Source organism: Pirellulales bacterium (genome assembly GCA_033762255.1).
Classification (GTDB): domain Bacteria; phylum Planctomycetota; class Planctomycetia; order Pirellulales; family JALHPA01; genus JANRLT01.
Genome location: JANRLT010000042.1, coordinates 18656 through 34242, shown reverse-complemented (window position 1 = coordinate 34242; position 15587 = coordinate 18656). Strand labels below are relative to the sequence as shown.

Below are 15587 nucleotides of genomic sequence, written 5' to 3'. Positions count from 1 at the left end.
AGCCGCGCTAACTTTAACTAGAAGGTGTATTAGTACCCAGATATCTGTCTATTACCAAGTTAACCATATTCTGCCTAAACCATTTTCGCAGTCAAGAGTTTTCTGTTAAATCCCGGCATCGCCTGTCTGATGTGGATTTCCATGTCACATTGACCAGCGGGAATGGTGAGCGGGTCTTGACCTGATCCCGCGGGGTCGGGAGTCGTGGGGGGGACCGCGCGTTTGGCAAGACAACCTGATTCCCCCAGGATTCCCGTCCCCTTCATGGTTGTCAGGCCGGAGGGGACGGGAATCCGTGGTGGCGAACCTGTGCAATTGACAGGCCCACCCGCGCCAACGATTCTCGACCCCGAGGGGCGTTTTGATGCATTCTGCGCAGTAGAACGGCAATAAACCAAAAACCCAACACCAAATACTAGCAACCAAAAACCAGTACGGCGAGTACAACTCGCCGCTACAGGCTTATGTTCCCTGAGCGGCCGCTGCGCTCCAACCCCGGGGCTAAGTGCTGTAACCGCTGCGCGGTAGGAAGGGATTCAGTCAAATACCAAATGCCAGCGACCAGAAACCAGCAGGCACGCGCTCCACTGCGTGTCGCGGCTAAACAAATCTTAGAAATGCAGCGGCGGAACACGTTCCGCCCTCCATTGCTATATAGCTTTCACCTGCCCCCTATCCCCTGCCCCCTAGTGATGGTGGTGTCCTTCGCCATGGTAGACGGGGTGCTTGGCGTCTCCCTGGGACAGAATGTACGCCATCAGGTCCAAAATCTCGTCCCGGGAAAGTTTATCCAACAGACCCTTGGGCATCATCGAAGTCGGCAGCTTTTGGCGTTCTGCGATCTCGCGCGGGCGAATATCCCGCGTGTCCGCCTTGGCCAGGGGATTTTCGATGACCCGCACGCGGTCGATCGTTTCGTCCAGGATCATGCCGGTGAGCGTTTGGCCGGACTTTAGTTCCATCGCCCAGGTGACGTACTTGTCGTCGATTTTCTTGGACGGTTCCAGCAGATGGTCGAGGATGTCGGCGGGTTTCCATTTGGGATCGAGTTTGGTCAGGTCTGGGCCAAATTCGGCCCCTTGACCGGCGAATTTATGGCAGGACGCGCAGTTGGCGACCTTAAACAATTCCCGTCCCGCCGAGAGGTTGCGGCCGCCGGTCTTGGCCAGGGCGTTAACCTCTTCGGCTAGTTCCGCCAGTTTCCATTCGGTGCGGGGGCGGCGGTCCTTGAGCAGGGGATCGACCGGCTCAATCTTGTTCGCGGCCAGGTATCCTTCGGGATCGGTCTGATAGTCGTTGAGATCCGGCACGACATACAGCGCGCCGTACATCCGCCGCCAGTGCCCGGGATACGTACAGACATACGGGTATACGCCCGGCTGGTCCGGTGCGTTAAAGCTCACGCGGGTCACGCTGCGCGGTTGCAACAGCGCGCTTTTCGCCAGGACCTTGTCGCTGTCGGGGACAAACTGTTTTTCGGCAAAGCCCGGCTTTTGGGCGTTTTCCTCCGACAGCATGCCAATCTCTTCCAGCGAGCCCGGCCGCACAATGACAAAGTTATGCGGCATTAGGTCGGTGTTTTCCAGGACAAACTCCACCGGTTTGCCCGCCTTGACCACCAGCACTTCTTTGTCATAGGCCATTTTCTCGAACACGGTGTTGAGCTTGATCACCCGCACGCCCAACTCTTCCAGTTGGTTGCGGACTCCCTTGGCGGCGTCCGCTGGCAAAAGCGTGGCCAGTGCGTCCACGTATTCCAGCAGGTCGAGTGCGGCGGGAGAAGTCCGCTCCGCCGCGGGAATATTTTTGATCGCGGGAAGCAACCGCGCGATTAGGTCGGGCGCCGCGGCCTTTGGCCAAGCGTCGCGCGGCAGGCGCTGCAGCGCCTGGATCGCGGCGGGGCGGTCCACATCGTCCAGCACAAATTTCGTCAGGGCCTGCGCGGCGGCTTCTTCCTTGCCGCGCACCGCGGTAATCGCCAGCATGGCCGCCCGGCGAATCCGCGACGCCAGCCCTCCCGCGGGGAGGTCCACTTGTGCCTGGCTTTGCGGCGCGGGCTGGTTTTCCAGCTTAAAGATGACCTCGCGCGCGCTATTTAACACTTCCAGCGTGTGGTTATTTAGCCGATCCCCCAAATCGCCATCCTTGCGGTTATAAATGACGATTTTTTCCAGCGGATAGTCCTGGCCCAGGTCAACTTCCCAATAGGGTTGATTGGTGTTTTCCTCGCTATGGGTTTGCCCCCCCGCGCCGTAATTTTCGGCTTTATTCCCGTCGATTCCGCGGGCCGCCTCGCCACCGTGGGAGGTGTTCTTTTGGCTGGCGCGTCCCTGGCGGGCCACATTTTGGCCATTGGCGTAAACCTCGACCTCGGCCAGGGTCAGTGTTCCCCGTCCCGGCAAGGATATTCGCACATAACGCCCCTCGGTGCCGGGTTTATTGGACACACCCAAGTGCGCGGGAAGTTCGGTCAGAAGCGGCAGGACTTTTTCGTAAACTTTGGCCCGCAGGCCCAGGTCGGAAATAAGCGGCAGCGCGTTGACAAAGTCGATCAGGCTGGCGGGGGATTGGTTGGCGGCCCGCCAAGCGCGTTCCTCGTTGCCGTCGATATTCATCAACGAGACATAGGCCATTTGGCGAAAGATGGGTTGCTTGGCGTCGGCGGCCAGGGCCTCTAGCTCGCCGCGAGCGGCGGCTAGTTCCGCGGGGGCCAGGCCGGACAATTGACGCACCAGGTCAAAGATCACCGTGGGGTCGGCATTGGCCGCCTTGGCATCGAGGGACTGAATGGTCTGCATGACGACCCGCCATGCCGGTTGTTTGGTCAGTTGAGCCAGGTCGCGAATCGCGGCGGCCCGGTCCGGGTCTTGAATTCCCGGCCGGTTGAGCAATTCCAGCAGCACCAACCGGTCGCGATCCTCGGCCAGCAGTTGCTCATTGGACATGTTTTTTAGGTAGTACCGCGCGCCGACTTCGGTGGTAAAGGGGATCCGCTTGCCGGATTTGTTGGCCAGTTCCACCAGCGGCTGCAGCGTGCGCATCGTTTCCCGCGTGATATGTTCGAGGTAGGGATCGCTGGGAAGTTCACCGGCGATCAGGACCACTTCGACCGCCTCTGGCAAAGGGATAAAGCTGGCCGCGCGGATCGCCTCCAGCCGAACGCGTCCCTCAGGATCGGCCGCCGCCCGGTGTAATAGCGGCAGCAGATTGGTCACGCGGTCCCGCCAGGCGCACAGCACCTTGACCGCCGCTGCGCGGGCGTGCGATTCTGGAGAGGCCAGCACCTGTTCCAACAGCGCGGCGTTAACCACATTGTGTTGCTGATACGCCCAGAGTGCCTCCATCCGATGCCGTTCATAGTTGGCAGCGGATTTGTTTAGCGTGGGGAACCAGTCTTCTAGGGCGGCGATGACCTCGGGCGTGGGCCGGTCGGAAAGCTCAATCCGCGCGCGGTACCGAACGCGGTCATCGGAATGGGTGAGCAAGTTGACCAATTCGCGGGCCGATCGACCGGCCACGGGGACCGGCTCCATCAACGGACGATCAACCTGCGTCACGCGATAGACACGGCCATGCAGCTTATCGCGACTGGGATCGCGCAGATTATGCTGCATGTGGCCGATGATTGGATTTTGCCAATCAATGAAATACAGCGCGCCGTCGGGCGCGGTCTCTAAATCGGCGGGGCGAAAGTTGGGATCGCTGGAGGACAACATCGGTTCCAGCTCGCTGGCACCGATGGTGGATTGGTTTTCCTGCGACTTGTAACGCAAAATTCCCTGAAAACCGATCACGTTTTGCACCAGCAAATTATCGCGAAAATCCTCGGTAAAATGGCTGCTAGAGAGAAACTCTATCGCCGGACAGGGACGCGTGCGTTGTTGATACACGCTGGGCGTGCCGCCGTGCTTATTCGGGAAATTCACATGGCCGGAAAAGAGCGTCCCGTGATAGGGGACCGCCCCGGTCCCATCAACCACGATATTTTGCCCCCAGCGGTCCCAGGCGTTGCCGTGGGGATTGGCAAACCCATACGACACATGCACGTCGATCTTTTGGGTGCGCGGCTCATACCGAAAAACCGCCCCATTGGCCACGCGCCGCGGCGGACCCCAGGGAGACTCGATCTGGGTGTGGTGGAACGTCCCTTCTTGAAAGTATAAAGCCCCCCCCGGATCAAAGGTAAAGCTATTCGCCGTGTGGTGCGTGTCCGCCGTATCCAGGCCATGCAGCACGCGTTCCTTAATGTCATAGCGGTCGTCGCCGTTGGTATCCTTGAGGAAATAAACGCTGGGGCCGCAAGCCACAAACACGCCGCCCCCCCAAAATTCAAAACCGGTCGGATTATGCAGATCCTCGGCAAACGGCGTGCATTTGTCCGCCCTGCCATCTTTGTTGGTATCTTCCAAAATCAACAACGCGTCATGCATCGGCTCGCCCGGCTTCCAGTGGGGATACATGGGCCAGGTGGCCACCCACAGCCGCCCACGGGTGTCAAACGCCATCTGCACGGGGTTGATCAGGTTTTTGAACTGTTCCTCGCTGGCAAACAGTTCGACCTTTAGCCCTTGGCCGATGGTCATTTTGCCAATTGCTTCTTCTCCGCCGAGAAACACATGCGATTTATCGGGGTTTGGCCCTGGTTTATTGGTAATTACCGGAATAAATGGCGGAACGTTGCTGTCGTCAATTTTAACCGGTTTGCCCTGCGCGACCGCCCACACGGCGGCATCCCGGTTGCTGGTCATGATGTCGATGATTTCCAACTCGCGCTGCAGGACTTCATAGTTGGTCTGGCCATCGGTAAAGCGCAAGAACGCCCGATCGCCAAACGTGCTGTAGCCGTCCGTCGCGCGGTAATGTTCATGAAAGATCGCGTTTTTGTCATTGACGGCCAGCCGCAACGAACCCAGCTTTCCGGCGTCCCGCGCGGGAGCCTGGCCAAAGAGAACCCGGTCGCAAATTTCGGCGACCAGCTTATCGCCGGTTTCGTTCAGGTGAATACCGTTGATTGTCTGGGGCGCGTCCAAGCGATTAAACGCCTCGAGCGTCGGGCCAAACAGATCGACAAACTCGATCCGGTGCTCGCGGCAGACCTCGCCCATCGCCTGAGTGTACATTTTCAGGCGAACGTTGTTTTCGTTACCGTCGGGCAGGTTGGGATCATTCAGGTTTTCATGGGCGATGGGTGAAAAGATGACCAACCGCGGCGGCGCTTTTCCATTATACTTTTGCGAGGTGAGGTGCTTGATCATCTCGGCCAGGGTTTGCTTAAAATTCGGCAAGCCCGCTTCCCCCGCGAAGGATTCGTTATAGCCGAAAAAGGCAAAGATCACGTCCGGGCGGGTGTTGACCAACTCGAACCGATTTTCCCGCACGGGGGCGTTGGCGTTGAGCTTTTTGGGTTGGGGGATGGGGGCCTGTCCAAAGAGCCATTGATCCGCCGTGCCAAAGTCCATCGACCGGAGCCGCTGGTTAAAGTTGGGATTGGCCGTGTAGCCGCCGATCTCGTCGGCGCTGTAGCCCAGGTTGCGAAAAACCAGTTGATGGGTGGGAAAGCGGTCATGGATGAGCGTTTCTAACCAGCCGTGGTGCTGCATCCGTTCGGCCGTGGTGTTGCCAATGATGCAGATATGGTCGCCGGGTTGCAGGTCGAGCGCCGCGGCGGGCAGGGGGAGAAAAGCTAACACGCCCAGGCTGAGCGCAAATAAGGCGGAAGCGCGGAGGACAGGTGGGGCGGAACGCGGCATAAGGAGGGGGCCTTGCGTGGTGAGGTGGGGAGAATCAAAGAAAGCTCAGCTTGCCTAAAGCAGGCCAAACTTTCAAGCTTCGGAGCCTTTAATTTAATATAAGCAATGGCCCGCGTCTAGAAATTGAGGCCAATTCGCATTTTGAAAGTAATTTTCGTTAAAAAGCAGTAAAAATTCCTGCGGTTGGTGGCTAACCCCGGCGAAATCGCTTTTAGCGGTAGTGCAAATTCGCGGCAGATGCCAGAACCCGGGGGCGCTATGTATTTCCTGGGGGTGTCCAGCGAGCCGCTCCAGAGCAGCGAAATCTTTATAGCCAGAAACGACCCACAAAAAACCCCATTTAACAATTGTCATTCGTAATTGATTCGTACCGCCAAGCGGTAAAGTATTGTAGCCGTGCGGCGCAAGCCCACGGTATGTGTAATTTCCTAATGATTAAGCCCGCAGCGTCAGCAAGGGACCGAATCCCAGCCGCGCAGCGGCGACGTCAATCCCACACGTAACGCTTTTAAATGCCACCTCCTACTTCACAAGCAGCCTCACGCGTCTCAATAATCCACTAAGAGAAGTTTGTCTTAAGTTGTCGTAGGAAATCGGAAATTGCGATGGTGGGCTACAGTTTCAATAACAGATGGACGTGGTCGGCGATTCCACCAATTTGGAATGCAGCCCCCTTCCACTTTGACAATCCCGTCCGGGTAACAATGCAACTTGTCTAGCAAAGTGGAATTTATGATTGGTAATCGCAGCTTGGTGCAAAGACCAGGTGATAGAGCAGATTGGAATTAGTGCCGGCCATGCGGGATTTTCAGGTTACGTCGCCGCTGTGCGGCTAGTTCCTTTTGGCGTACTTCCTTCCGTGGGCTTGCACCCACGGCTACGGTCCGTCGCCGCTGCGCGGCAAATACATTCCGTCGATGCGCAGCTGATCGTTACTGCGCGGTTAACACACTCTACCGCTAAGCGCTGTTCCGGCATAAATTTCGGCAACAGAGTTGCCTCCTACAATTGCATTCTCCGTACACCGCGGTGTCTCCTCCGTGGCTCCGTGATAAATCTATGCTCTAGTTCTCCACCTATCGCGCTCCGCCGCGCGTCTCCTCAAATCCAGCCCACATTTCACAAGTCCTGCCTCTAAAATCAATGGTGGCAAGCGCCGATTAGTCACCCTTCTCGGCGTCCGACCATGGTCGATCATACCAGCAAAACATGCCCCCTTACCGCACCTCCACCTCGGTCGGGGCGAGGATATTTTGTCCGCTGGGGCTGCCGGACCAGACGGGAAGTTCGCTACGGGTGGCCTGCCAACCGGGATGGAGGATGGTGCCCGTGATTCGGCCCGACTCGGGCGCGGACCCCAACACCCGATACCGCGCGGCGTCATATGGCGCGGTTAGCTCAATGCGGCTCCCTTCCGGCTCCGTGGCCAGGGGAGCCAGCCCAAACATCCGCTGCACCACGCCGCGGCAGTCGCGGTGCAGATCCCGCGCGACGGCCCCCACCTGCGCGTCGGCATAAGAGCCAAGGTCCTCCATTAAAAAGTCCAGCAGTCGCCCCTCACGCTGCAAGGCGGCCAACAACGTCAAAGCGTCGCTACGGGCGGAAGCCGCTGGTCGAGGGGGCGGGGAGCTAGCGCCAGCGGCTGGCCGGGGCGGCGTGGTCGAAGTTGCCGTTCCCGCGGGACGCTTGGCGGTTGTAGACGCCGTGCCCGCCCCTTCTACCCCCAGCAGTTCCCCGTCGAAGGGTTTTCCGTCCAGGACCGCGCGAACTTGTTCCGCCAAAGCGCGGTTAAATAACGTGGCAAAAAACGCCCGCAGTGCCGTCCACAAAAACATAACAATTCCACCAAAAATTTAAAAAGAAAAATTCGCCCACCGCATTAGCGCGCCGGTAGGGGCGTTGTAGCCCATTCCCCGCGCGGCGTCAAATGCCCCCGCGATCTAAAAAACACCCCTCGAATCTGCGGGGTTATTCGGTGTAAATGGTCTGCACGCGGGCGCTTCCCGCCACGCGGTAGACTTTACCTTCCAGCGTGTTGCAGCGAAAACAGGACCGCAGTTGTGGGCCTAGCCGAAAAATCCGCTTGCCATCCAGCGAAAACAGCGTCCCCGTCGGCAGCTCCGCCACCATCGGCCGTTCGTCCAGCGTGTCGTACTTGCGCAACGCCTGTTGCAACGCCACATCGCGAAAACTGGAACTACTGGGCAGGGGAAACTGCCTCCGCAGCGGTATTTGCAAGTCCGCGGGAAACAAGTCCCACGCCCGCCGCAAATAATCGGCAAAACAGCGCTTCCATTCCCGCCCATGCGGCTGCACCCGAAGTCCATGTTGGGCGTGGATGGCGGCGTGGGCCAGTTCGTGCAAGAGGGTGATCAGAAATTGGTAGGAATTTCCGCAGACATTCACGGTAATCTGGCTAAAGCGGTCGTAATGGCCGGGGCGGTGGTCGCCATGCTTGCTTTTGCGGGTTTTGACCGGCACGACCAGGCAGGGGACCTCGGCCAGGATCTGCTGGACCAAGGGGGCGGCGGAAGGGGGCAAAAATTCGCGCACGACCTCAAACGAATGGGCGGAAAGCTGCGCGGCGGTGATCCGCGGTAGATGCAGGACGGGATTCATAACGGGAATTCCTTTTCCAACGAGGTGCGCGGTTCCCCTAACATAACATAAATAAATTGCCCAGGACTCCGCCTTAACCGCTAGCACGGTCTGTTACGCGTGCTATAAAAATGGTTTTGGTCTGATGCCCGGCATGGCCCTATTCTCGCGCTGCATTACCCATACTTACCCCAATCCCCATGCAGAGTAAAGCGCAATCCGTGGAGGCTTATTTGGCGGAACTTCCCCTGGAGCGGCGGGAAGTAGTGGCGGCGGTGCGGGAAGTCGTGCTGGCCAACCTGGATCCCGCCTTTGTCGAGGGGATGCAGTATGGGATGATCGGCTATTATGTGCCGCATCGCGCGTACCCGGCGGGGTATCACTGCGACCCCGCGCAGCCCCTGCCATTTTTACATTTGGCGGCGCAAAAAAATTATTACTCGCTGTATCTGTTTGGACTATATACCGACGCCGCAGCGGTCGAAAAGTTTACCGCCGCCTGGCAAAAAACCGGTTTAAAGCTGGACCTGGGCAAATCGTGCCTACGCTTTAAAAAGCTGGCTGATTTATCGCTGCCGCTGATCGCCAAAACGATTAAGGGGCTATCCGCCAAGAAATTTATCAAGAATTACGAGGCCGCGCTGCGTGACCGTCAGGGTGGTAAGAGCAAGTAAGCTGACATTCATCTTAATTATAATTTTGGCCATACAGTTTAGTAATTTAACTTCTAGATGTGGAGCGGGTTTTAGCCCGCAACCCACAGGACTGGCGGTTTTGCTACTATTGGTCGAAGTGGATGAATCGGGCCATTGGCCCTTCCAATATTAATTTCCATGAACCTAGGGCGACGCTGCGCTTGCCCTAGGCTGGAATAGGTCGGGCCTGTGGCCCGCAAAGGATCAAACGCCTATGGCCAATAAAAACGATCCCCGCCTCCCGCCTCCCGTCTCCCTCCTCCCGTCTCCCGCGTCTCACGACCCGCGTCTCTCGCCTCCCGTCTCCCGTCTCCCGTCTCCCGCCTCTCCTCTCTCACACCGAGGGGGAGGAATACATTTCAGTCGCGGCCAGAATTTCGTGTAGTTCCGCCGCCAACGCGGCATAATCCGCCGCGCCGTGGCTGTCGGCCGCGTACTGAAAAATAGTCTGCCCAAAGCTGGGTGCCTCGGCCAGGCGGATATTGCGGCGAATCCGCGTGTGAAACATGGTTGCCCCGCGCAAGCTGCGTTGCGGCCGTTGCTGGGCAAAAAAATCCGCCACGTCCGCGCTCACTTCGCTGGCCAGCCGTGTGCCGCTTTCAAACAGACACAGCACCACCCCCGCCAGGTGTAAGCGGTCATTGATGCGCTTGTTCACCAGCTCGATTGTTTGCATCAATTTGCTTAATCCATGCAAGGCCAAAAAGTGCGGCTGCAGGGGGAGCAGCACCTCGTCCACCGCGGCCAGCGCGTTCAGCGTGAGAATCCCCAGGGAGGGGGGGCAGTCAATGATCACATAATCAAATTCGGGCGCATCCGGCCGCTGGGCGTCCTCGGCCAGTTTGTCCCGCAAAATTACTTCCCGCCCCACCACGCCGACTAGTTCCACTTCCGCCGCCGCCAGATCGATATGCGATCCCAACACCCAAAGGTTGTCGGAGAGTTGTTTGCGCACCGCCGCCAGGGGTAGATCCCCGGTCAGCACATCGTACATGCTGGGGCCGGCCTCGCCCGGCGTCAGGCCGACGTGCAGCGTCGCGTGGGCCTGGGGGTCCAGGTCAATCAGGCAGACCCGCTGGCCAGCCTGGGCGAGCGCGGCGGAGAGATTAACGGCGGTGGTGGTCTTGCCCACGCCCCCTTTTTGGTTCAAGACGGCAAGCGCGCGCATGGCGAAATCCTCCTGGCACAGGGCAAAATAGTTGGCAGACGCGCCCGGCAGTGAAAAATCGGCCGAACGCGACGGGGGATTGTAACGCTGGCAGCCGGTTTTTTGCCAGAGCGGTTGCCGGTTTGCGGGTCAAGTCGCGGTAAAAGGGCTACGGAGCATGTGCGTCATGGTAGCTAGCATGGCGCCAGAGAGAATTAAAACCCAGAATCCCCCACTTACGCCGTTGCCCCGGACAGGGCCTGCGAGACATCCGTTCGGTAGGCCGTGACCGCGGGTAAAAATCCGACAATGCCCGCGAGCAGAATCAGCCCCGGGACCAAAATCAGCTCCCAGGGCGAAACATCCCACGGAGCAAAGACGATCCCCGTGCGCGGCGTCAATATCGGTCCCGCCCCCGCCATGAGCAAATGGCCCAAGAACCACCCCGCTAACCCACCCAAGAGTGCTAACAGAATTGTCTCTAAAAACATGAGCAGCATCACGGTCTGACGGCCCGCCCCGAGCGCGCGGAGGATGCCGATCTCTTGCCGCCGTTCGTGCATCGAGTTATAGATTCCCACCAGAATACTCACCGCGCTGGCCAGCACAATCAACCCCGTCATCACGGCCAAGATCGTCACCAGGGGCTGCACAAATTGTTGCGAGAACTCCGCCGTCACCTTGATCGGATTTACCGCTTGGGCAATCACATCCTGATTGACCAAAGGAATTAAGTATAGCCCGCTGCCCACTCCCACGCTTTGGTATTGCCCGGTTACACGATCTAAGCGTTGCAACTGCTTGGTACGAACCAGAATCGCCGTCACTGCCTTTTTGCTATCGGGCAAGGGACCGTGGGCGTGATCATGTCCCTCATGGTCATGGCCCGCGTGATCATGTTCCGTATGGTCTTTGGTTGTACTTTCTTTCGCGGCGGTTTCAGCCGCGTGGTTGTGGGGTTCGCTGGGGGTTGCAGCAGTGGCGGCTGGCGCGGCAATAACCGTGGATGCCCGCTCTTTGGCTTCATTTTCCTCATGATGAATCATCAAGAATCCATCCAAATTCATAAATATCGCCCGATCCGCTGGCGTGCCGGTCGTGGCCAGCACGCCCACGATTTTTACCGGTTCATGTTCGTGGGCGTCGCCGGTTGGTTCAATGCCGTGGGTGGGGCGAAAGGTGCTTCCGACGGAAAAGCCATTTTCGGCGGCGACGCGCGACCCCACGACGGCGGAGTTATAATCTGTCCAGCCAAAGATTTCCCCCTCGGCCAGGCTAAAGAGCGGCTCTTCGTCAGGCGGCGACCAAAAATATTCCGGCGTGGTGCCGATGACGTGCGCGTCCTTATAAGAGTCCCCTTTGCAAATGGGTATGGCCAGGTCCACATATTTGGCAAAGCGGCCGTCCACCTTATCCGGGCGGTCCTTGGCGGGTAAAAACTCTTGATAATAGGTCCAGGGGAGCGTGGAGGGGAGCGTCTTATCGATGTGAAATTCGGTGTTGAGGACCAGTTGGGTGCTGCTTCCTTTGGGGCCGACAATCACATCATGGTTGAGTCGCGGACCGGACTCGTAGGCATCTTGGACGGTGCGCCCGGCGGACAAGATGGCCACCATGAGCGTGACGCCCAGCGCCATCGACAGGCCAGTGAGAAGCGAAGAGACTCCGCGTTGCTGTAAGCTGCGCCAGGCGATTGTCCAGAGACTCATGGTTTTATCGGTGTGGAAATGAACGGTAGGAGCTTATTCGCACAGGGTACTGTACGGGATGCAGGTTAAAAGGCACTGCTTGCGAAAGAATTTCATCCCCATAAATCTGATCTGAAATTTCATATCTCAAATTTCAGCAATTCCATCCGTGAAAATCCGTGCCCATCCGTGGCTAAAAAAAATAGTTTGCCACGGATACGCGCGGATGAAACACGGATGATCGGGAAATGACAATCAGTGTACCCAGGGTGCGCTGCGCGACCCTGGGCTAATGGATGTAACCGCATCGCGGAAAAAAGGCTGCATTCACCTTCATCATTCATACTTTTGCATTGGTACGGGGAGTTCGCTGCGCTCGGCCCCCCGCGAGCCGTTGCCACCCTCTACCCCAGATTCACAATGACCGTTTTGGTCTCGGTGTACGCGTCCAGGCCCCGCTCGCCCAGTTCGCGGCCGATACCCGACATTTTGAATCCGCCAAACGGCGCGGCGGTGTCAAAGACTTCGTAGCAATTCACCCAAACCGTGCCAGCGCGGATTTTGTGCGATAGCAGATGCGCCTTGGCCACGTCGCGCGTCCAGACCCCCGCCGCCAAGCCAAAGCAGGTGTTATTGGCCCGCTTGATAATGTCATCGACGTCCTTAAATCGTAGCACGGAGAGCACCGGGCCAAAAATTTCATCCCGGGCGATGGCCATTTCGTCTTTGACCTCGGTAAAGAGCGTGGGCTGCACAAAAAAGCCCTTCTCGCCGTGGCGCTGTCCCCCGGTGACCAGTTTGGCTCCTTCCTGTTTACCTAGGCCGACAAAGTGCATGATCTTGTCAAATTGGGCCTGATCGACTTGAGGGCCTTGCTCGGTTTCTGGATCGAGGGGGTCGCCAATCTTGCGGTTAGTGTTCATCGCGGCGATTTTGTCGACCATTTTGTCGTAAACTTTATCCTCCACAAACAGGCGGCTCCCCGCGGTGCAGCACTGTCCCTGATTAAAGTAGAGCCCAAAGTGCGCGCCGGCGGCGGCGGCATCCAGATCGCTATCGGCAAAGACGATGTTGGGGCTTTTGCCCCCCAATTCAAAGGTGAGGCGTTTGAGCGTGGCCGCGGCGTCCTGCATAATGATTTGCGCGGTCCGGTGTTCGCCGGTAAAGGCGATCTTGTCCACGCCGGGATGTTTTACCAGCGCCGCGCCGGCGGTCGGTCCATAGCCGGGGACGACATTGATCACGCCATCGGGTATCCCCGCCTTTTGTGCCAGCCGCGCTAGCCGCAGGCAGGTCAAGGGCGTTTGCTCGGCAGGCTTCATGACGATGGTGCAGCCGGTGGCCAGCGCGGGACCCCACTTCCAGGCGGCCATCAAAATGGGAAAGTTCCAAGGAATGATCTGGCCCACCACGCCGACCGGTTCGCGGCGGGTGTAGCAAAAGTAATTGCCGCGAATGGGGATGGTTTGGCCGTGGTATTTGTCGGCGTAACCGGCATAGTAGCGCAGACAGTCGAGCGCTAGGGGGAGATCGGCGGCTTTGGCGTCGCGGACGGGTTTACCATTATCTAGGGATTCCAGCGCGGCCAAATTGTCAGCTTCAGCCTCGATCAAATCGCACAGCTTGTGCATCAGCCGCCCACGGTCGCGGGCGTCCATTTTTGACCAGGGACCATTTTCCAGGGCGTTGCGGGCGGCGGCCACGGCCCGGTCCACATCCGCGGCATCCCCTTCGGCCACATCGGCGATCAGTTCCTCGGTGGCCGGATTGTACGTGCCAAAGGTCTTACCACTGGCCGCGGGGACCCAATTTCCCCCGATAAAACATTGTGTTTGTTGAATTTGCGGACGCCGGGGCGCTGCTGCAACCGTGGCCATGAAAAGACTCCCTTAAAAAATTGAGAACCAGCCCGGAATAACCCGGCGCGGAAACGCCAGGGCGATATGGATCCGGAAAAAACTGGACCATCTTCCCCACGATTCAAATTCTATCGCCGAATAAAGCGTAAAAGCAAGCAAGATTCCGCCAAAGGGCGGCAATGTGCGGGCGGAATGGCATTTTTACCCACCCGCCCGCTTGGGTCACGTAAAGAGCTTTATGACTTATTCACGCGAGGTTTGTAGATTTCCGTCGCGGTGCCAAAATAACTTTCATTGGCAAAGGCCATTGTCTCGCTCAGCGTTGGGTGCGGATGGATGCTATCGGCGATATCCCTCGCTGTGCACCCCATTTCGATTGCCAACACACCTTCGCTGATGAGTTCTCCCGCACCGGGACCGACAATTCCCACCCCCAGGATGCGGTCGGTTTCGGGATCGATCAACATTTTGGTAAACCCCTCGGTTCGGGCCAGGGATTGTGCCCGGCCGCTGGCCGCCCAGGGATAGGTGGCGATTTCCACCGAGCGTCCCTGCTGTTTGGCCTGTTCTTCGGTCAGGCCCGCCCAGGCGATTTCGGGATCGGTAAAGACGACGGCGGGAATGGCCAGCGGCTCAAATTTGGCCGTGCCGTCGTGCAACCCCTCAACGGCCACGCGACCTTGATGGCTGGCCTTGTGAGCCAGCATCGGTTCTCCCGCGACATCGCCGATGGCCAAAATGTGTGGATCATCCGTCCTCTGTCGGTCATTGGTCACCACAAAGCCCCGCTGGTCCAGGCGGCATTTAGTGTTTTCCAGGCCCAGGTCGTTGCTGTTGGGCTTGCGGCCAATACTGACCAACACGCGGGAGAACGTCTCTTTTCTTTCGTTCGCGCCGTCGGCATCTTGAAAATTCACCTCGATCGCCGAGCCGGTATCGCGCAGGCCCGCGACTTTGGTCCCCAGATAAATTTTGCTAAAGATTCCCTCCAGGCGCTTGTGTAGCGGACGCACCAAATCCCGATCCGCGCCAGGTAGCAGGCCTGTGGTTAACTCCACCACGCTGACGCGACTCCCTAGCTCGGCATAGACCGTCCCCATTTCCAACCCGATATAGCCCCCGCCAACCACCAGCAGCGATTCAGGAATATCCACCAAATCCAGCGCTGTGGTCGAATCCAGCACCCGCGGACTGCCGATCTCAAACGCGGGAATCTTAGCCGGACGGGACCCGGTGGCGAGGATGCAATGATCAAACGTCAGTTCCTCGACCACGCCGGGAGTGTCGGTTCGTTCCAACCGCAGCTTGTTACTGGCCAAAAAGCTCCCCTTGGCGCTGATAATTCGCACGTTGCGCCGCTTGGCCAATCCCGCCAGTCCCCCGCTGAGCGTGCTAATGACTTTTTCTTTTCGCGCGCGGAGGGCGTCCACATTGATGCGGGGAGCCGTAAAATCGATCCCCCATTCGCCCAAATGCTTTGCCTCGTTAAGAATTTTTGCCACATGCAGGAGCGCCTTGCTGGGGATGCAGCCGCGCAACAGGCAAGTTCCCCCCAGGCGGGCATCGGCCTCGACGAGAGTAACCTGCAGGCCCAAGTCGGCGGCTAAGAACGCGGCCGCGTATCCGCCGGGACCGCCACCTAAAACAACAAGCGGGGCATGAGTCATGTAGCGCACATTCCTTCTGACGTATTTGGATCACTCAAGAGTAGTCTGTAGTCTGAGCGAGGGGGGGACGCGCGTCAAGGCACGGCACACGCTTGCCAAAAGGAGCGTGGCGGGAGTACGATAAAGGGCGATTTTGCGGTATTAACGAACATCCCTCCCCGACGCTTTCCCTGGAACCCCGTC

General features: G+C 58.3%; 8 protein-coding genes. 1 reads left to right on the top strand and 7 read right to left on the bottom strand.

Going from position 1 to position 15587, the window contains the following annotated elements:
* Window positions 1–686: 686 nt before the first annotated feature.
* The 3 genes from SFX18_12060 to SFX18_12050 form a co-directional block, all read right to left on the bottom strand.
* Entirely contained in the window at window positions 687–5750 is a 5064-nt protein-coding gene (locus tag SFX18_12060; GenBank protein MDX1963882.1) for a GDSL-type esterase/lipase family protein, read from the bottom strand.
* Window positions 5751–6967: 1217 nt separating this feature from the next.
* Complete coding sequence (locus SFX18_12055) at window positions 6968–7585, bottom strand: DUF2760 domain-containing protein (protein ID MDX1963881.1); 618 nt, start codon at window positions 7583–7585, stop codon at window positions 6968–6970.
* A 133-nt stretch (window positions 7586–7718) separates the two neighbouring features.
* On the bottom strand, window positions 7719–8369 hold the full coding sequence (locus SFX18_12050) for a SprT-like domain-containing protein (protein MDX1963880.1): 651 nt from the start codon (window positions 8367–8369) through the stop codon (window positions 7719–7721).
* A 179-nt stretch (window positions 8370–8548) separates the two neighbouring features.
* Between SFX18_12050 and SFX18_12045 the strand changes: the two genes are divergently transcribed.
* Complete coding sequence (locus SFX18_12045) at window positions 8549–9022, top strand: DUF1801 domain-containing protein (protein ID MDX1963879.1); 474 nt, start codon at window positions 8549–8551, stop codon at window positions 9020–9022.
* 355 nt (window positions 9023–9377) lie between these two features.
* On the opposite strand, the gene SFX18_12040 is transcribed toward SFX18_12045, so the two are convergent.
* From SFX18_12040 to lpdA, 4 genes are all read right to left on the bottom strand, one after another.
* Window positions 9378–10211 carry an AAA family ATPase gene (locus tag SFX18_12040; GenBank protein MDX1963878.1) on the bottom strand — a complete coding sequence of 278 codons (834 nt, stop codon included), beginning with the start codon at window positions 10209–10211 and terminating at the stop codon, window positions 9378–9380.
* A gap of 215 nt (window positions 10212–10426) precedes the next feature.
* A complete protein-coding gene (locus SFX18_12035) occupies window positions 10427–11899 on the bottom strand; it encodes an ABC transporter permease (GenBank protein ID MDX1963877.1) in 1473 nt (490 codons plus the stop codon).
* A gap of 383 nt (window positions 11900–12282) precedes the next feature.
* Complete coding sequence (locus SFX18_12030) at window positions 12283–13755, bottom strand: aldehyde dehydrogenase family protein (protein ID MDX1963876.1); 1473 nt, start codon at window positions 13753–13755, stop codon at window positions 12283–12285.
* Window positions 13756–13973: 218 nt separating this feature from the next.
* A complete protein-coding gene (lpdA, locus tag SFX18_12025) occupies window positions 13974–15404 on the bottom strand; it encodes a dihydrolipoyl dehydrogenase (protein ID MDX1963875.1) in 1431 nt (476 codons plus the stop codon).
* Window positions 15405–15587 lie beyond the last annotated feature (183 nt).